At 41.2% G+C, this 20,090-nt stretch carries 13 protein-coding genes; 6 read left to right on the forward strand and 7 right to left on the reverse strand.

The genetic code is table 11. The features are described from left to right. Positions 1–161 precede the first annotated feature (161 nt). Complete coding sequence (locus PASHI_RS12595) at positions 162–2,591, forward strand: bifunctional diguanylate cyclase/phosphodiesterase (RefSeq protein WP_156426484.1); 2,430 nt, start codon at positions 162–164, stop codon at positions 2,589–2,591. Here the strand turns inward: PASHI_RS12595 and PASHI_RS12600 are convergent. Then, on the reverse strand, positions 2,566–3,030 hold the full coding sequence (locus PASHI_RS12600; RefSeq protein ID WP_062565871.1) for a TlpA family protein disulfide reductase: 465 nt from the start codon (positions 3,028–3,030) through the stop codon (positions 2,566–2,568). The two genes, PASHI_RS12595 and PASHI_RS12600, sit on opposite strands and share 26 nt — an antisense overlap. Before the next feature lie 156 nt (positions 3,031–3,186). On the opposite strand from PASHI_RS12600, the gene PASHI_RS12605 reads away from it, so the two are divergent. Together PASHI_RS12605 and PASHI_RS12610 are read left to right on the forward strand one after the other, a co-directional pair. After that, entirely contained in the window at positions 3,187–3,753 is a 567-nt protein-coding gene (locus tag PASHI_RS12605) for a Tll0287-like domain-containing protein (protein ID WP_062565872.1), read from the forward strand. Between the two features lie 75 nt (positions 3,754–3,828). Continuing rightward, complete coding sequence (locus PASHI_RS12610; protein WP_055199035.1) at positions 3,829–4,164, forward strand: zinc ribbon domain-containing protein YjdM; 336 nt, start codon at positions 3,829–3,831, stop codon at positions 4,162–4,164. Positions 4,165–4,226: 62 nt separating this feature from the next. On the opposite strand, the gene PASHI_RS12615 is transcribed toward PASHI_RS12610, so the two are convergent. Both PASHI_RS12615 and PASHI_RS12620 read right to left on the reverse strand, forming a co-directional pair. Further along, a complete protein-coding gene (locus PASHI_RS12615) occupies positions 4,227–7,979 on the reverse strand; it encodes a S8 family serine peptidase (RefSeq protein WP_062565873.1) in 3,753 nt (1,250 codons plus the stop codon). A 5-nt stretch (positions 7,980–7,984) separates the two neighbouring features. Then, positions 7,985–11,632, reverse strand: a complete 3,648-nt coding sequence (locus tag PASHI_RS12620; protein WP_082710924.1) for a S8 family serine peptidase — start codon at positions 11,630–11,632, stop codon at positions 7,985–7,987. 339 nt (positions 11,633–11,971) lie between these two features. Here PASHI_RS12620 and PASHI_RS12625 point away from each other — a divergent pair, with 339 nt between their 5' ends. Further along, positions 11,972–13,984, forward strand: coding sequence for a winged helix-turn-helix domain-containing protein (locus PASHI_RS12625; protein WP_062565875.1), 2,013 nt, complete (start codon positions 11,972–11,974; stop codon positions 13,982–13,984). Here the strand turns inward: PASHI_RS12625 and PASHI_RS12630 are convergent. Continuing rightward, complete coding sequence (locus tag PASHI_RS12630) at positions 13,981–14,388, reverse strand: hypothetical protein (RefSeq protein WP_130167753.1); 408 nt, start codon at positions 14,386–14,388, stop codon at positions 13,981–13,983. The two genes, PASHI_RS12625 and PASHI_RS12630, sit on opposite strands and share 4 nt — an antisense overlap. 37 nt (positions 14,389–14,425) lie before the next feature. Next, positions 14,426–15,406, reverse strand: a complete 981-nt coding sequence (locus tag PASHI_RS12635) for a hypothetical protein (RefSeq protein ID WP_062565877.1) — start codon at positions 15,404–15,406, stop codon at positions 14,426–14,428. A gap of 222 nt (positions 15,407–15,628) precedes the next feature. Here PASHI_RS12635 and PASHI_RS12640 point away from each other — a divergent pair, with 222 nt between their 5' ends. Both PASHI_RS12640 and PASHI_RS12645 read left to right on the forward strand, forming a co-directional pair. Then, on the forward strand, positions 15,629–16,699 hold the full coding sequence (locus PASHI_RS12640) for a DUF1214 domain-containing protein (RefSeq protein ID WP_205990977.1): 1,071 nt from the start codon (positions 15,629–15,631) through the stop codon (positions 16,697–16,699). A gap of 164 nt (positions 16,700–16,863) precedes the next feature. Further along, the gene (locus PASHI_RS12645) at positions 16,864–17,622 is read left to right on the forward strand and encodes an AAA family ATPase (RefSeq protein WP_062565878.1); all 759 of its coding nucleotides are present in this window, start codon (positions 16,864–16,866) and stop codon (positions 17,620–17,622) included. Between the two features lie 243 nt (positions 17,623–17,865). Here PASHI_RS12645 and arsJ read toward each other — a convergent pair whose 3' ends face one another. Both arsJ and PASHI_RS12655 read right to left on the reverse strand, forming a co-directional pair. Further along, positions 17,866–19,074 carry an organoarsenical effux MFS transporter ArsJ gene (arsJ, locus tag PASHI_RS12650; RefSeq protein ID WP_062565879.1) on the reverse strand — a complete coding sequence of 403 codons (1,209 nt, stop codon included), beginning with the start codon at positions 19,072–19,074 and terminating at the stop codon, positions 17,866–17,868. A 5-nt stretch (positions 19,075–19,079) separates the two neighbouring features. Beyond that, positions 19,080–20,090: an ArsJ-associated glyceraldehyde-3-phosphate dehydrogenase gene (locus PASHI_RS12655; RefSeq protein WP_062565880.1), complete on the reverse strand. Its 1,011-nt coding sequence runs from the start codon at positions 20,088–20,090 to the stop codon at positions 19,080–19,082.

A 20,090-nucleotide genomic window follows, 5' to 3' on the forward strand; every position in this document is an offset into this window, starting at 1 on the left:
CTAGACAACCAGCTAACCCTAAACTAGTATTTTTAAAAGCAAGATTAGCACTTAAATACCTACTTAATTCAGAGACGCCATTGCGTAATATTACATATTTTTCGTTGTTATTTACTTCTTTTTTTCTCAGTTTCTGTTTATTTTCGGCGATCGCACTAAAAGTGTTTTACGATAGACAAGAAATGCATGAAATTGAGCAAAATGCAGCACTTAACAGTTACAGCAGTAACCTTGAAAAAGCACTTGATAGCGCACTCCTTGGTCCTTACCTTGTTCGCGCCGCGATGCGTGACTTTACATACACACAAACTGAATTCGAAACCCTTGCCACTGAGATATTAACTCATAGTGATGGTAGCCAAACTATTCAACTTGCACCAAAAGGGGTTATTCAATACAGCTACCCGCTAACCAGTCACGAGAGTGTGATTGGTGTCGACTTATTCAAGATGCAAAGTATTGAAAAGTCATTACAAACAGCCATTGATACTCAAAAAATGCAAATCGATGGACCTAAAGAGTTGGCTCAAGGTGGTCAAGGCTTAGTCGCTCGATTACCAATTTTTGATCAAAATGAGTTTTGGGGGTTTGCAATCGCGGTGCTGCGTTTTCCAGAATTTATAGCAAATTTGAGCCCTGAGACTACTTCACACCCTCACCTCTATGAGGTTTGGCAAAAAACAGCGAATAGCTACGCGCCGCTTTTAAATAACCACAGTTTTGAGCAAAGCCACTGGTCAACTTACAACCTCGATGTTGAAAATCAACATTGGGTTGTGGGTATTAAAGACGAGTTTGCTTATCGAGCGCATGTTGAATTTTTAGTATTACTACTCATAGCTCTGTTACTTTCATCGGTTAGCTGCTATTTGATTACGATTACTTGTCGGTTACGTGAGCATGAGCAAAACCTCGAAAAACTTGTGCAAAAGCAAACCTTAGAGCTGTCTGAACAGGCACTTGAATTAAAACAAGCTCAGTCACTCAGTGGCGTAGGCAGTTGGCATCTGTCGCCTGATAAAAGCATTAGGCAATTATCATCACAAGCTAAATCGCTATTCAAAGAACAAAGCAAAGCGCAATCAATTACTGATGTCTGTGAAAAAATCGATAGCTTTTATAAAAATTCGTTTTTAAATTTTATTCATACTAAGCCTAGTAGCCCAACTGAAATTGAGTACACGATTAAACTCAATGGAGAAAAACGCTGGTTTCATGAACACGCTGAATGGAACCCTAAAACTAACACCTTGGTTGGTACGATTAAAGACATAAGTGCTGAAAAACAACGCCAACATGAGCTTTACCAACAAGCACATTTTGACTCGGTCACTGGCCTTGCCAATCGCCATTACAGCGAAAAATATATCGCTAGTTTATGCCCTGAAGACCAATACAGTAGCGGTCTTACTTTATTGTGTGCCGAGATCAAAGGCTATCGTCAATTAGAAGATATTTACGGTCAAGATTACTTAAATGAACTACAGACAGCGATAGCTAACCGGCTAATTGAATTTTCTGACTTACATCAAGCGTTTTGCGCTCATATAAAACCTGGCTGTTTTTTAATATTACTAAAAGAAGCCATTTTTGATGAAAAGCTTGCCGCTCTATTAGATAAATTACAGCATCAGGTCGGCGGTATTATTGAAACCGCTGGTAGCGCTCATTTTTACCACTTATACATTGGCGTGGGTTATCCACACTTACAAAACATCGATGCGGCTGAGCAAATCAATACAGCCCTCATTGCGATGAATGAATGCCCCCGTACACAAAAAACATTTACTGTTTATAGCCAATCTCTGAAAGATAAGCTTATTGCACAAAGTAACCTCGAAAGTGATCTACGTCATGCGCTTGCGGCCAACGAACAGCTAAGTATGGTGTATCAGCCAATTGTAAACACTATAGATGGCACACTGATTGGCTGTGAAGCGCTTGTACGTTGGCAGCACCCTGTTAGAGGGTTTGTGTCACCAGTGGAGTTTATTGCAATCGCTGAGCAATCAGAGCTCATTAATTTATTATCACGTTGGATTGTTGCTAAGGTTGCTGAAGATTGCCACCGCATGGTTGATAACAATATTCGTATTAAAGTATCGATCAACCTGTCGCGTAAGCAGTTCTCTGATGTGCATTTAGTTAAACGACTCAGTAAAGAAAAAGCTAAGCTATTTCCGGCTAATCAAAAAATTAATCTTGAGATCACCGAATCCGCCCTATTTCAAAATACCCAGTACGCCATAAACCTAATGCATGAACTTAAATTAGCAGGTTTTAATTTATCACTTGATGACTTTGGAACGGGTTATTCATCACTGTCGTCGATTCAGCAGTTTCCGCTAGATAACGTTAAGATTGACCGTGCCTTTATTTGTAATTGCGTGGATAACCCACGTGATGGTTTATTTTTACAAACGATGAGCGATTTAGCCCATCAACTAGACTTAACGATTACCGCAGAAGGAGTCGAAAGCTCAGAGCAGTGGCAATTGGTGAGTGATAAAGGCATTGATTATATTCAAGGTTACTTAATTTCAATGCCCTTATCTATTGATGATTTTATAGCGTTTGACCCGGTTGCGTAAGATCCAAAGCCAAGCTTTGTTTTGGCTTTTCGATCATACGGGAAAGCTCTTTTTCGCCATCAAGGACAATAATGGTTGGCGTATACATTAAGTCATACTGTTTTGCTAACCCTGCAGGGTCTAGCTTGTCGTAGCCAACGGCCACTAGTTTAAGTGAGCCTAACTGCACCTTTGCAGTATCGAGAAGCTTCAAAAATCGAGGCACTTCACGTTTTGAGTCATGACACCAAGTGCCTAAAAACACCAAAACTTGCTTACCTTGCAGTGCTTTTATCGTGGTTAACTCTTCTTCACTCGGTGTGTATTCATCGTACTCTTCACTAAGTGCAGAGTAGTCTTTAAGTAAGTCATCACGACTTATCTCTCCACTGTATGGAGCGGTACCTGCAAATGTCAGGGCAGAGAATAACAAAGCGGCGATATAAATTAGTTTTTTCATTTTTTTTGTTCTCAAGATATTTTCCTCACCTTAACCAATTTAGCAACAACACTCCAGCAGGCTTTGTGCAAAGAATCGTTATTTTTTGCAGGTTAAATTGGCATGTAAAGTAAAAACAAACTACTATATTAGATATATCTAATGTAAGGTTTTACTATGTTTTCCTTCAGAACAATTGTGATTTGTACTGTGTTACTTTCACCTAGTCTTTATGCCGAAACAAAATCAGCGACTCTAGAAACTCAAGCAGCGCAGCGAGCAACTGAATTTGCCACTACGCTTAAATCAGCTTTAGGAGCCGCAATCAAGCAAGGTGGTTTAGTCGAAGGAATTAACGTGTGCAAAATGCAAGCCCCGGCCATTAGCGATAGCTTATCAACTGATGGTTGGACGGTAGCACGTAAAAGCACTAAAAACCGTAATCCAAATAATCAACCCGATGAATGGGAAGCTGAAAAAATCGCCCAGCTGCTCGATATGATCAGAAACACTGAGAGCATCGACAATGTGACTTTTTCAACCAATAAAGATGGTCAATTTCGCTTTGCTAAAGCGATAAAAGTCGCGCCAGTTTGCCTCAATTGTCATGGCCAAACAATTGCGCCAGAAGTAAAACAAGCACTCAACGAACATTACCCAAATGATTTAGCCACAGGCTATCGGCTTGGTGATCTAAGAGGAATATTCTCTATTACCAAAACGCTCGAAACGCCTGAGCCATAAAATAAAAGCCTTGTACTCGCATAGTTTGCTCTTAGCCATTAAAATACCCTTTTAAAATCAACCATGGTGCCATTTATGTCTTTTCCTCCTTGCCCACAATGTAACTCTGAATACGTGTATGAAGATCAAAACAATTTAGTATGCCCAGAATGCGCTCATGAGTGGGATCCTAATGCGGTTGATACCGATGATGTGATCAATGTGAAAGATGCTAACGGCACCTTATTGGTCGATGGCGATAAAGTGACTGTTGCGAAAGATTTAAAAATCAAAGGCAGCTCACAAGTGATTAAAATAGGCACCAAAGCCGTGATTCGCCGCGTGTTAGACAAAAAAGACCACGAATTAGACTGTAAAGTTGATGGCGTTGGTGAAATGATGGTAACCGCTAAGTTTGTTAAAAAAGCTTAATAAGCAAATAAAAAGCCACACTGGTTTAAGTGTGGCTTTGGTATACATAACCTAGGGGGTTATTATTTAGCGGTAACAAATTTGCGTCGAGTTACCACCAACAAGCCTATTGCCAGACATGTAAGGAACGATAGCGAACCGCTACTTGATTTTTTAGACTCTGGCGCAACATTAATTGTCACCTGTTGCGACACACTTTGGCCGTATTCGTCTGTTGCTGTAACACTGAAAATAAGTGTTGTTGCTTCATCAAGCTCAGGCAAATTAAGAGTTAATACGCCTGCATTGTCGTCATTTAATGTAACATTCACGCCAGAAACTTGGCTCCACACTAACGAAGTGCCTTCATTTGCTGACGCAGTCAATACCAGTGTAGCTTCTTCTATTGCACTAACTATTAGGTTTTGTTCACCATTAACTGTCAATGTTATAGGGTCTATCACCTTAATAGATTCAGCGGTATAGCTATCAGTTTGCTGTTCTGACACTTCAAAAGACACACCAAAGTCAAGTTGAGATCCGACCATATCAGTAACATCTACCTGCATGCTAATGTCAGTTTGTCCGTTTAAGATCAGCTGAGTTTTTCCCTCTGTAGTAACGAGTTCTGCACCGTCTACAGAGAGTACTTCGGCCCCTTCAGTTAATAGAAACGATAGAACAGCCTCACTCGGAATTGATGAGCTATTAATCGTTATTTCATAACTCACCTGTTCACTACGTAATACAACGTCTGAATCTGCTTGAATACTTAATAAAGGGTTTGTAATAACAAAATCAATTGGGGTATCTGCAAAACGTTGTCCTGATTTTGTTTTTGCGGCAAGTACACCTAAATAACGGTCACCTGGTTTTGCATCTTCTAGCTGCCAATTCGCTTTGATAGAAAATGCGCCTTCTTCACCAGCAATTAACTCTGCAGTTAAATTGTCCATTGATTCATCCTGTAACGTAGCGACTGTAAAACGAACATCATCCACCGCATTTGCTGCAGAACCTTCAAAGTTGTGGATCACGATGTAATACACACCTGGCTCAGGTTGTAATAGGTCGCATTGTTCATTGGAGTCAACTCCTGCACTGATACAAATCATCTGATTTGAACCTTCATACGCGCTGACATCACCGTCTAAATCTTCATCTAGACCAATGTAAACATCTAAGTCTTTACTTGTCGTACTTTCGATATTTACCCAAACACGTTGCGTACTGTTGTTTACAACTAATGGCAGAACATAGCGATTGTCTTTTACATAGCTCCAATCCATATTGTAAGGCTGAGTTTCAGGCGCTTTTATTTGAATTTGATACTCTTCTACACGTTTCAGACCACGCGCAAGCAAAGTTAAATCATCTAACTTAGCACCGCTTTTAAAACCTGATACTTGAAGGCTACCTGCTGCACTATGAGTTTGCACTTGTTGTGCTTCAGGACCAACACCCGCAATAAAATTAACCACTGCTGGCAGTGTTAATGTATGGCTTGGCTCGCCATCTTTCAAAATTAGATGCCCCATTTGCACATCGGTATCCGAACTATAACTACTGCTTGCGGTGATGGTCAGCGTTTGCGTTTCCCCTTCATTTAATGTGAATGAGGCAGGTTCCGCTGTTAATGTAATATCGCCTACTCTCGCAGCCGATGTTACTTGCCAGGTCCCTTTACGGGTTGCCTTAAACGTTCGACTCCACTGACAACTAATAACACAAGCTTGATCTACAAGTTGTGCAAGATTGAGTGTTGCAGGGTTTCCGCCAGATTGTGGATCAGCCGCTAAATAATTTGCTTCTGTTTCGTTCAGTACAAGTCCTGCTTGTGCAGCATATTGCACCTGCAGCATACCGTTACCCATTTCATAAAAATTAGCTGGGGTTGGTTGTCCTGTATTGTCATCATCAACAAAAGCATTACTATCGGCAGTCATAACAATCGCAGATTGTGCTTCGGCTGGTGTCCACTCTGGGTGCAACGCTTCAATTAGCGCATATGCTCCCGCAACGTGTGGGCTTGCCATTGACGTTCCATCTAAAAATGCAAATTTAGCTTCAGATTTAGTGTTACTAAATGGCTGGTTTTCAGTGAAAGGTGCATAAATACTTACCCCTGGAGCGGCAATATCTAACGAAAAATAGCTATCGTAAGGAAGTCCTGGACCACGTGATGAGAAATACCCAGCAATAGAGCCAGCATCAGGATCGCTCACCATTTCACCTTCTTCGATTACGGCAATATGGTTGCTACCTTCTGCTAGCCAATTAACTAAACTCTGACCTTTAGTTGCATCTAAATGAATTGATGGCAGCACATGAAAATCATTATCTACCGTTTCACTGCCACCATCGACATTGATAAGTACTAAACCACCAGCGCCGCCAGCTTTAACATTTGAGCCTTTTGCCACACGCGCAATTTCACCGCGTCGACACACAACGATTTCACCATTAAAAGTACCAGCGGCAAACTCCGTTAAACAGTCACCATCACCAAAGTCAGCAGCATCCACTATTTCAGCTGTTAAACCACCACTGGCACTGCGGCCAACTAAAGGTGACAAACTAAAATTACCACCAGTGAAGCTGATCTGTTTTTCTGCAAAGGTACGGTCATGTGTGAACGCAGCAACCGTTGTCACCCAAGGTAAGTTTGCAGGGGTACCTATGGTGCCACTATCTGGCCCTGAGTTGCCCGCCGATGTCGCCACATGGACACCAAAGGTACGTGCATTTAAAAAGGCTTGGCTTTCAAATCCATACCAAGGATCTGTTGCAGAACCACCAACTGAATAATTCAGTACGCTTACACCATTTGCAATCGCATGCTCTACAGCTTGTAAAGTCAGCTCTGGTAAACAACCTACTAAATAATCATCGCTATTACCCGGATAACAAACCTGATAAGACACAATATTAGCGTGTGGTGCCATGCCACTTATTTGCTCGAAAGCGAAATTAGACTCTTTTCCTTCTGCATTATAAGCAGGTACATTTTTTAAGATATTACCTGCAACAGTACCCGCAACATGGCTACCGTGACCATTAAAATCAAACCCGATTTCCAAACGGCTTCCTAATTCATCATAGCGCTCTTCATCGATTGGCACTAAAGGATAGCCATTTAAGATATCGGCATAACTCACAATACCAATCAGTTTGCTATTACAAAATTCACTATGGGTTTGGCAGTCACCAAGGTATTGCCCATCGCCCAGTGGATTTACATGGGTATAACCGTCATCACCCCTTGCTGCAAAGCTTGGGTGATCAGCATTAATTCCTGTATCCATAATGCCGACAATGACGCCTTCACCTTTTGTCGCAACACCTGTCTCACCATCCCAAATAGCAGGAGCACCAACATAGCGAGGTCCTGAATCTGTGTGAAGATAATGAATTTGACGTTTTTCAACGCGCTTTATGCCAGTTTGTTTACGTAACACATTCGCCGCATTTTCTGACATACGAACGGCAGCACCATTCATACTGTACTGATACTGAAAGAGGGTATTAATTTTCTCACCAGCATGCAGGCTGGCTTGTTGTAAGATGCTTGTCTGCCCTGCTTTTAAATCAGCGGCATAATGTTTTACCGCTGGCATGCTGGCGTTCAGTCGCGACAAGCCCGAGAATTGGGATGATTTAGCAACCGATGGGTCTGAAAATTCAACTAGATACACATCATCACTAATTACAGCGCGACCTTTTAGCGCTGCAAGCGGTTGATAATTCAAGCGTGCATTATCATCACCTTCAACAGCTGAAACATGACTAACACTTAATAGGCCGACCATACTGGCTAAAATGGAAAGTTTTTTCATTATTTTTATTCCTTAATTCCAAATACTGCGGTGCGTTGAGCTCGCTTGAAGTACACCCATAACGCCATCATCAGCAAAATAAATAGACCCGTGCTACCACTTGATTTATGTGTGCTTTGTTCAGCTTCTTGGGTAACCACCAAGGTAAAGTCTTGAGATGTTTGGTGACGAGAGTCTGAAACACTAATGGTGAAATCATAGCTTGCCGCACTGCTCACGCTACCCGCTAACACACCGTCGTCGCTTAGTGTCAAACCAGCAGGTAAGTTGTTACTTGAAAATAATAATGTGTCACTATCAGCATCGGTAAATAACGCATTTATAGCGATATTTAGCGCTTCACCAGCACTAGATTGAAGTTGTGTATTTGCGCTGTCCACTAGCACCGGCGCGTTAATGTTCAAGCTGCTCACATTGACCGTAATATCTGTCGTTGAGCTCATGATCACGTTGTTATCGCGCATTTGCCCGAATACGCTCAACACATATTCTGAATTAGTCTCTGCATTTAAAGAAGCGGGGTTATTTACTAAAATGCGACCATCAGGCATTAAGGCTAGTGAATCATCAATAAGAGGGTTTGCTAGATAGAATTGATAAGTGCCAAAAATATCACCCGCTTCACCAGGCCCAATATTGAAGAAGTTGATAGACTCTAGTTGGATTTGGCCTACAAGATCACCCGCTTGCGCGCTCTCAAATACATCAAACTGCTGACCCGCAGATGGTTTAGCAATTGCACCTGACTGATCTGATAGCTTGGTTCTTGACCACATATGATAATCAGCGTTGTTGCTGAACAGCACAAATCCTTTACCGCATACAGCGCGATAGTCACAATAGCCATCATGCATAGCTGTTAAGTAAGCTTGCTCACCGGGTGCAAGAGTCATTTCGCTATGGTAATTTTCAACCGCTTGCGCGCCAGGTGCCTTACTTAATTTTACGTAATTTGCTTCGTTAGAGATTGATTCAATCTGATTACCAAACCAGTCATAGCTTATAGTCACCACTTTAGGCCCCATGTTGACTGGGTTAAATAATAAAGGCGCATCGCCTGTCGATGGAATTTGATCACGAACAGTTCGCACAAAATACCCTAGATTGCGATCAAACTCTTCTGCAGGTAAATCTTCGCGGATAAGTTCATCGGTACAATAATCAACGAGTAAACCTCGCGAGTCAGTTACAAATCGAATCGGCAAGCTTGACTGTTTTAAGTTTGCACTTGGATTCGATGGATCAGCTGCAATAGACGCATCGACATAATAAGCGGTAGGTACATTTTGCTCATCAATATCTATGAAACCATATAAAAGCAGATCCGCATTAGAGGCATAGTTCAGTAATGTTCCCGCTGCAGTGTCTGGGTACATTTCTAAGAATGATTCTCTAAAAATAAAAAACTCAATCGTACCGTTCATATCACTACGGTCGAAATACGTTCTAAATGCTAAGTCTTGTTTACTATGAAACGTTAAGCCTAAGCTTAATTTTTGCTTGCTCTCACATTGCTCCTCTGGCACAACTGCACTGGCTAGGTTTTCAATAATCATGCTACTTTTAGCACCATTTGCAGCTTCTGATATTTCGGTTTTGCGACCAACGGTCGGCAATACAGTGAATGTTGCATCGGTAGCAGAGGTATTTTCAAACGCTTGTTCGCGAGCAAAAAAGTCTTCAAATAAACTCTCACCCAGTGGATTATCGCCCGGTTCATTCAAGAAAACAGAACCGTAATACTCTTGATAAGTATCGTAATGAGCTTGAATACTCGTTGCCGGTCTTGCACGTAGCAACCAAGGCAGATGCATAGCTGACAGAGACTCATCATTAGACGCAGTTAGATGCAAATCACCATCGAGTTCAGTGGCACGCCAGTTCTTTAGGGTGTAGTCTTTAGCATCAACCAGAGGCCATTTTTCAAGTAAAGCGCCATCAATAGTCACTGACACAGGGAAGGTCATGGCACGATGAGCTTCAACCGTCACTGAACTTGGTAATTGCCATGTCAATGCAGCGTGCGAAGGGCCGCCTGTTTTTTGTGTTATCGATAAATCATAGGTAATTGCTTTGTCTGTTAGATTTTTAACATACACTTGCTCGGTTACTGTTCGCGTTTCATTGTCAGCAATATCAAGATTTCCTAAATGCAAAGACGGCTGACCATCTGGCAATGAAAATGCCACAGCTGTATTTTTTAAAGCCTCGGCTTGCTGTAATTTTCCTGCGCCGCTATGTGTTACTTCAGCTTGTTCTGAACCATCACGATTTAACACATTGCTATTTGCGCTATTCATCAAAATAGCTTTTACTTCTTGCCCTGTTAAGGCGCTATTTTCACTTTTAACAACCGCTGCAGCGGCTGCAACTTTAGCAGCGGCAAAAACAGCATCGCTTGCCGAAACCTGTTCACTCCCTGTGCCCACTAATGCCACCTGCACTGCGTCAGTCGAGTCGACTAAATCAGGTTTAATAGCATCAATGTCACCACGAACAGGACCATGTAATGAAGTGCTAGACATATAAATAGCACTGTCATCTTCAATTGATTGTGTTGTGCCTACAGATATTGCAGCTGGGGCTACAGCTTGAATAGGGGTTGCATAGTGACTCAATTGTTCACCACTGCCTTGTGGTACAATCACCACACTGCCTAAGGTTGCCGCTTTTTGAATGTTGACACCCAAACGTGCGTAGTCGCCAATCCAAACATCTTGGTTACTGTAATAACCAGGCCCAAAACCTGAGATATCTAATAAAATAATATCTGCTTTATCACTCGTATCTCCATCACCGTCTGGGTCCAATGCCCATTCAAGTGCTTGTGCGACAATATCAACAGTAGGCTGATATGGAACCACATTAGCCCCAACTTTAGAGGCACGGTATACCTTCGCAGCCCATAACTCAGCTGATGGTGCTAATTGATGGATGATTGAGGCTAATGCCGTACCTCGACTGCCACTTTCGCCATTCGGGTCGTATGCAGAATCAATTGGATTAAAGTCATGATAAGCCGCATATGACACACGCTCACCAAAAAAGTCCAATCCTTTGGTTACCACCGAGGTAGGGAAACCATCAAATGGCACATCCGCATATTTCCATGCTTTTTCATATGCTTCGACAGTCCCCTCTCCACCAAGAAGTTGATGAGTGTAATCGATACCGGTAGAAATAATCGCAACACTTACACCGCGGCCTAAGTCACTATCGACAACCTGCGACTGTTCAACTGCTGTAAGCGTTTGCTTAATCGTCATTGGTTTTGGTAAAGGCACTAGTCCCGTTGTTGCATGAACATGTTGTACACCCGGCATAGACGAAACTAACTCGGCTTGTTCAGCAGTTAAATTGACCGTTAAGGTATTCCCCAGAACTCGCCTTTGAGAGGCTAAGCTAATATCTGCAAACTCTTTTTTTAATGATTTAATAAAATCAGCTTGTTGCTCGGCTATTGCTTGAGTTTGATTTTTGTTTTGAATGGCTGAGCTTGCCACATCACTCAACACAATTAGGTACTGCTCTTTTTTGTTCGATGTTTTAATTTGCTCACCTGTTTGTGGTAAGGCAAACGCAGCAGAGCTGAGTAAACTTACACCACATAACAAGGAACAACCCCGTCTTATGGAATGAGATAAAAATCGCATAGTTATTCTCTTTTTGGTTATTTTTATGGTTAGGAGCCCAGTACTCCATTAACACCGGCTTGTTATAAAAGCCGAAACACGCAAACACCATCTTAAGAACCTCAAATTTTTATCTTTTTTTATTTATTATTATTTTTCAACAAATTAGATGACCGCCGTTTATCTCAACTTTATTACTATAATATTTTTTAAATGTTATATTTGTTCACATTGCTGAAACTGAAGGCGCATTTTTTTAACTTTATTTTGCCTTCGAATGTTAAATAAGTAGTCGAGTTCACTTTGTCATTGATTAATAAATCAAAATTAAAAAACGTCTCTTTGAATGAATGGACTGTCGTGCCAGATCAGCTTTTAATTAGAGGTAAAAAGGGTGAAGCAAAAGTACCTGCTAAAGTCATGAATGTACTTTTACTCCTTATCTCTGCTAAAACAAAAACCGTCGCACGAGAAGAATTCATAGAGAGTATTTGGCATAGCCAACCAGAAGTCGGCGAAAAAGCACTCAATCAAGCGATATGGCAGCTAAGGAAAGCATTTTCACAAACAGGGGCTGAACAAGATGTCATTCTTACAGTAGCAAAAACAGGCTACCGTCTTGATGAAGATTTATTCTCTGAGCCAGTAAAAAATGTAAAAACCGCTCATTGGTCACTTAAACACACCATTTTTATCATGTTGGCAATATTCATTTTGCCCATTTTATATTTTCAATTAGCACACTTAATGGCTGAAGAGGGCTCAAGTTCAGTGACTCAACGCCCCACTAATCTGTCATATTTTAAAGGTGCCGAAGAGAACCCTGCATTTACGACTGATGGAAAAAAAATGGCCTTCCAATGGGATAATGGCGTCAATGTCCCAGGTATTTACTATATTGATTTAACAAAGAAAAGCTCTGTTCCCATTGCAGTTTCTGAGCTAGATGAGCATGCTGTGTCACCCACTTGGTCGCCCGATGGTGAAGCCGTCGCTTATATGGTTAGTAATGATGAGCACTGTAAAATCATCATCAAACATTTAAATACTGAAACGCGGCAGCAACTGAGTCCATGCTATGCGGGTAACCTGACCACAACGTTAAGTTGGTCTCGGATTGGTAATCAATTAGCCTATGCAAGACAAAATGATAAAGGTGGCGTAAACCTTCATAGTGTCGATATGGACACGGGTCTTGATAGTGAAATATCAATTGCTCAAGGGAAATTTCATGATTTCCCTTTTGCTTGGGCAAATACGAGTAGCGCGATTGCATACGCCAGCCGACAAGACCCTCTTGGCAACATTTATCTGCGCGATAAAAATGGTAAAACTCGGCCGTTATTGAAAGAAGAGCGAGAGATATTTTCACTGGCATGGAGCCCTAATGATACCTACCTTTATTTTGTGACGATTTGGCAATCAGAACTTGCCATATTACGTATCACATTAAGTGATGGCACTGTTACGCCTGTTTCATATGAAAATATTCCAGGCCGGATCGCAGTACGTTTAGGTGAGCAACCGCAATTAGTCTACCCCCGCTATACTTCAATGGAACAGCTCTATCAAATAATGCCAAGCGGAAATATCGCTGCTATGCCATTTTCATATGGCCGTGATCTTTATCCGGCTTATTCGAAAAGCCAAGAAAAAATCATATTCTTTAGCAACAAAGGTGGATTCTTCCAACTTTGGTCTGCAACACTGAATGAGAAATTCGCTCATAAATTTACCCGCCTAGATGGCAGTCCTTATATTCATGCTATTTCTCATAAAGGCGATAGATTTGTGATCCCCATGCAGGATAAGAAAGATAATCCATACCAACTTTATTTAGGTAATGTTGCCGATGGCAAACTTACCCAATTAAAATTTCTAGATTACGCCACCAAAAACTTTAGTTGGAGCCAAGACGATCAATCACTTCTTTACAGTGCAAATTTAAATGGTAACTGGCAAATATGGCAGCAAAATCTTCAGTCAGGGATCACCGAGCAATTAACCTTAGATGGCGGTATTTTTGCTCAGCAATATAAAGATGGTCGTATTTTTTATGTTAAAGCCGACAGTAATGGAATTTGGTTGCTTGATGACACAGCTAAACAACCGCTTATCGCAGATTTACAACCCAAAGACTGGGGCAATTGGCAGCTAACTGAGCAAGGGGTGATATATTTATCGCGGACAGACAGTGCAGATGAAATTCGCCAATTTAGCTGGCAAGGTGAAGACCGCATTTTACATAGTTTGCCACCACGCTCAGTCAAAGATGACCGCTCAATTGCGATGATGCCCGATGGCAGTATTATCGCTTCTATGTATCTGGGCAAAGAAGCGGATATTGTGGCCGTTGATTTAAAAGACGATTAATAGCCAAACTTTTCAACAATAATCCCTGTTACTTCACAATGTTCGCAGCTCAACTGCCAACCTGCGGCCCATGAGGTTGCGTTAAGCTTTGCTTTGCAAAGCGGGCAAACTTCGCCAGCAAAGGTACTGGGAGTAATATCTTTAGCTTGCTTAGAAAACGGTCTTAAAAACCATAGAATATTATCGTCGATACTGATGGTTAGATCGTGGCGTAACGTCTCGCAATAAGCATCAAACACCGCTTGTTTGTACTGTTTTTCGTGCTCAGTAGATTGACTAGCATAAACACTCAACGCATTTTCGATTTTTTTTAGACGTTCGGGCCATGCTTGTGCGTCTATATTCGCTTTGCAATCTAACAACTCTTCAAGAGTGTAACTTGTATAGTTTGGTTCAAACATCATTGCCATCCTTGCTTTGGGTTATTAATTCTTTGGGTACTCAGTGCTTTAGATATAACGTACCATTTTTATTTATTTGCAAAAGCCATTGTTCAAATAAATTGTTCGCAATACTCAGCTCTTCATCTGAAAGTGTCGGGTATTGCCTTTGCTCAAACCACGCATAACGATTATACACATCGTTATTTTGCGTGATTTCCATAATGAGTCGATTTATAGCGTAGGCTTTTGCTGCACTATGCTCACCAACTTGTTCGCTGTAATACATGCTCGCTAAACTCATCAGCGCTTGTTCACTACCCTGCTTCGCTGCTTGCTCTAAAAATACGGTTTTACGCTCTTTAAAACTATCACGATTTTTGATGAACTCTGCACGTGACAACTTCTCAGGAAATTGCGACTTCATGTAAAATTCGGGCGTTAGCCCAGCAAACGTTTGCTGCGCATAAGCGGAGCCATTTTCTGCAGCCTCTGCCAAATAACTGTAAAAAGAACGCCGCGTTGCTAAATCTAATCCTTGGCAATGCTCATATTTATCTAAAACACGGCTTTGTATCTCGCCAGCATCACTAAACTCATAGATTTCAGCCAACTTTACTTCCAGGACCTGTTCATCTAAAGGCGCATTAAAACAATACTTAAGGTTTTGCGCGATGAGGTAGTTAGCCTCCACATCACCTTGCTGAGCACGTTGCTTTAGCTCTGTAAAATGGTCTAGAAACACGCCATCAAAACGCCAGTTTGGTGGGTTTTTGATAATAAGCTCGCGACTATTATTTACCTCATTCCCTTGCTCAACTAATTTATCTGCTAACAAACTCGTTTCAAGCTTGGTAGCGGGCATGCTCACTTGTGCGTCAACTTGCTGCGTAGCTCTTTTATTATTCGATAGTTCTGAACTGGTAGCTAATGGAGCAGTTTTTTGAGAGACGTAACTGTTAATAAATATTACGCATACTAATACCATAGCCACAGTTAAAAGTGGCTTTTTCCGTTGTTTAATAAAAGCATACCCAGACATAACAACCTACTTATCACTCTTGTTGCTAAGTAAGTTACAAGAAAACAATAATAAAAGCGAAGCTAAACTTCTAAATATGACAGCCTAAAATCATGATGGCGATCAAACAAACTAACAACTTTGTACCCAAACATTGAGTTAAAGTTATTAACTTGCTAGATTATTTTTTGTTCGAAAAATAATCCCTTTACTTAAGTTTATGCAAAATATGGAGATCATCGAATGCGCCTCATGCTCAATACATCGATTTTTATAATTGCCGGTCTTACCCTTGCTGGCTGTGGCGATAATAAAACAGAAACAACAAATTCTGAAGATATAAAAACTGCGAGTTCTACTATTAAAAGCACGCAAAAATTAGTCACTCCAGAAAACTACATAAGAGCTGAAGATGACTTTTCATTTTTCGACTTTCAACTAAGAGCAGGCGGTAAAATCAATGAGTTCTTTTACATCACTGAACCAACGCCACTGGATCAGCAAAGTGTAGTGAGAATGAATAAAGATACTCTGTATGCAGGCGCTGTAGTAGATACTGAAGGAGGTGCTACTGTAACAATTCCTGAGTTTCCTGATGATCGATATTTCTCGGTCTATGTTGTTGATAATGATCACTACGCAACAGCGGTATTTTATGAATCAGGAACTCATGCTTTACCTAACACAACAAAGTATCAGGCAGTTATTCAAAGGATCCAGCTTCTTGCTCCAGATGACTCTGCTGATGTTGCTCTTGTAAATGAATTACAAAAGAAAATTATCATTTCTACAAATAGTAATGACACTTTTCCAAAGCCTGACTGGGATAAGCCATCAATGCTTAAACTTCGCGCCGATTATGAAAAAGAGTTTCAAAAATTCGCACAATACGAAGCTGATTGGATGGGCAAAAAAGGAGAAGTTAACGAACAAAGCCGCCACTTAGCAGTGGCTGGTGCTTGGGGTCTATTTCCTGAAAAAGACGCTGTTTATATAAACTATACAGGCCCTGCCGATCCAAGTAAGTGCTATTCTGCAACATACGAAGTACCTGATAATGATGCGTTTTGGTCTATTACTGTTTATGGTGATGATGGCTTCATGAAATCAACGAACAACATAATTAATGATCGTAATGTTACCCTAAACGAAAATGGAACATTCACCGCATTTTTCGGCTCAGAACAAGCTTGTGGCGATCAAGCTAATAGAGCTGATATTACTCAAGGCTGGAACTTTCTCATGCGAGTTTACAGGCCTGGCGAAAGTATTTTAGACAGAACATATAAGCTACCTGAAGTCACAGAAATTTAAATTACTATCTTGAGCCTGAATTATGAACTTTAGGCTCATTACAGCCATTTTCACTGCTTAACTGCGGTTTCGCTTCGCTTGCTTTGAACAGGTGAAAAACTTAAAGTTAGAAAGTTACCAGAGCCTACTAAGGGTCTAGTTCGTCTTTATTAGGAATATTGTGTATGGACGCATTACCGTATCTTCAAAAGATGACATTCAAACGAGAGCACGTTTTCTCTTTTGATACATATCCATTCTCTATTCCTGCGGTTAATCAGCTCTTTGAAATAGACTTTTCAAAACATGTCACAATATTTGTAGGTGAAAATGGTTCTGGGAAATCGACTCTTTTAGAAGCAATTGCTATCGCCTTAGGTTTTAACGCCGAAGGTGGTTCTAAAAACTTTAACTTTCAAACTCAGCAATCGCATTCAGAGCTTCATAAGTACTTGCTACTCTCAAAATCGTTTAAGAGATACAAAGATGGTTTTTTCTTGCGAGCTGAAAGCTTCTATAACGTTGCATCAAATATTGATGACTTGGATTCGGGATTTTCTGGAGGATCTAAGCTGATAGATGCCTATGGTGGTACATCCCTTCATCATCAATCACATGGCGAATCGTTTTTAGCGCTTATGGTAAACCGCTTCATCGGCAATGGGCTTTATATTTTAGATGAGCCTGAGGCTGCACTTTCTCCTGCTAGGCAGTTGGCTGTTTTAAGTCGCATGTTTCAACTAATTGAACAGAACTCTCAGTTCATTATTGCCACACACTCACCGATTTTAATGGCATACCCGGGTGCGAGGATCTACCAAGTGGGAGCACAAGGTATTGAACAAATAAATTATGAGGATACTGAGCATTACCAAATTACAAAGGCATTTTTAAACAACCCACAGCCAATGCTCGAAGAGCTTTTCAAGCCTGAAGGTGACTGATACCAATCCGCAATAAGACTTAATCATTTTGAGGGATTAAACCTGTCGCTACCTGCGTTAAAAATTTCTGAGTTAGAACAACTAAATAACGAAATTTTTGCCTTGCTATCAACGAGGTTTCTTTGCCTCAAAATAGACTACTAAATTAAGCGAATTGGTATGATTTTATTATTTCTGATGCTATGCATGAACAAAGGTAAGCAATAAAGCATGCTTACCTTTGTAGGGCGTGTTTAGATTTAACTAAATTTGTTTTGGTAATTTAGTCGAAATAACGGCGGTAATAACAATAAATAACAGCGATATAGCCAAACAGGCTGCTAAGCCATAAAGCTGAAACACTAAGCCCGACAACATAGTACCAATTAAGCGTCCCATGGCATTGGCCATATAGTAAAACCCGACATCAAGTGATACGCCATCGGCATCAGCCATGCTAACAATTAAGTAGCTGTGCAATGATGAGTTAATCGCGAAGACTACGCCGAACAACATCAGTCCGCCTATCAACATTGGTTTTACTGCCCAGTCAAAACCAATGGCAAGAGCAATGGCTAAGGTGACTAAAGCAAGCAATGATGCCCACTTAACTGTCTCTGCACTTGGTGATGTTTGCTTATTAAGCTTAATGATTTTAGGAGCAAAAGATTGCACAGCCCCATAGCCAATGACCCAACTAGCTAAGAAGGCCCCCACGGTCCAGTGGTCCCAATCAAAGGCTTGCGATAAAAACACCGGAAGTGCAACTACAAACCAAACATCACGCGCACCAAACAAAAACAACCTCGCGGCTGACAAGATATTGATTGAACTACTTTTTGAAAATATCTCGTTAAACTTAGGTTTGTTTTTAGCTTTGCCTAAATCATTTTTAAGTGCATAAATACTAAAACACCACACCACCAGCAAAGTGGCAGCCATGGTTAGCATTGCGCCTTTAAACGACATTAATGTGAGAAGTAAACCACCTAAAAAGAAGCCCACACCTTTTAATGCGTTTTTAGAGCCTGTTAGTATCGCTACCCATTTAAACAAGGTGCCTTCTTGGCCACTGGCAACCAGCATTTTAATTGAGCTTTTAGCACTCATTTTATTGAGATCTTTTGCAATCCCAGACAGAGCCTGCGCCAGCATCACATAGGCAACACTTAGCCATTCAGGGGGGACTGCCAACATGAACAAGGCTGCAACCTGTATGGCAAGGCCAATATTCATGGTTTTGTTTAAACCAAGCCTTGCGCCTAAATAGCCGCCCACTAAGTTAGTGACAACACCAAAAATCTCATAAAACAAAAACAGCATGGCAATACTCAAAGGCGAGTAGCCAAGCGCATGAAAATGCAGTACCACCAACATTCTCAATGCGCCATCTGTAAGCGTAAATGCCCAGTAATTCCCAGTGACAATTAAGTACTGCTTTATATCAGCGGGAAGATTAGCCAAACGCGTCATTGCTTTTAACCTTGAAGTGATCGCGCAACTTTTCGGGCAAGTTCGGCGGTACGGTTTGCATAACCCCATTCGTTATCGTACCAAACATACAGCTTAACTTGTGTCTCGTTGACAACCATGGTTGATAGCGCATCAACAATGCTTGAGCGTGGATCAGTTTTATAATCGATAGAAACAAGTGGCTTTTCTTCATAGCCCAAAATGCCTTTTAGCTCGCCCTCTGCGGCTTCTTGCATCCATTGGTTAATTTGCTCAGCAGTGGTTGGCTTTGTCACTTCAAACACACAGTCAGTGATTGATGCATTGGCTAACGGCACACGAACCGCGTGGCCGTTTAATTTACCTTTAAGTTCAGGGAAAATATGTGTAATCGCTGTTGCAGAGCCGGTTGTAGTTGGAATTAAGCTCATGCCACATGCGCGAGCACGGCGTAAGTCTTTATGGGGCGCATCTAAGATAGTTTGCGTGTTAGTGATATCGTGAATAGTGGTCATTGAACCATGTTTGATACCAATTTTTTCTTGCAATACTTTAACCACAGGCGCTAAACAGTTGGTAGTGCACGATGCTGCTGTAACAATATCATGCTGATTTACATCGTATAAATCATCGTTTACACCCATTACAATATTCAGCACACCGTCTTCTTTTACAGGGGCGGTGACAACAACTTTCTTCACACCTTGATCAAGATAGGCTTGCAGTAACTCGGTTTTTTTCATCACACCAGAGGCTTCAATAACGATATCGCAACCAGACCAATCAGTGTCTGCAATCGTTTTATTTTGCGTAACGTTAATTTCGTGGCCATCGATGATCACACTGTTGTCTTTACTTTCAACCTCATGAGGCCAAATACCGTGCACCGAATCATACTTTAGTAAGTGAGCCAATGTAGCTGCATCACCCGCAGGATCATTAATTTGCACAAACTCAACGTCGTCCCATGCAAACGCTGCTCTTAGTGATAAACGACCCATACGGCCAAAACCATTAATGCCTACTTTAATTGCCAT

The organism is Pseudoalteromonas shioyasakiensis (genome assembly GCF_001550135.1).
Classification (GTDB): domain Bacteria; phylum Pseudomonadota; class Gammaproteobacteria; order Enterobacterales; family Alteromonadaceae; genus Pseudoalteromonas; species Pseudoalteromonas shioyasakiensis.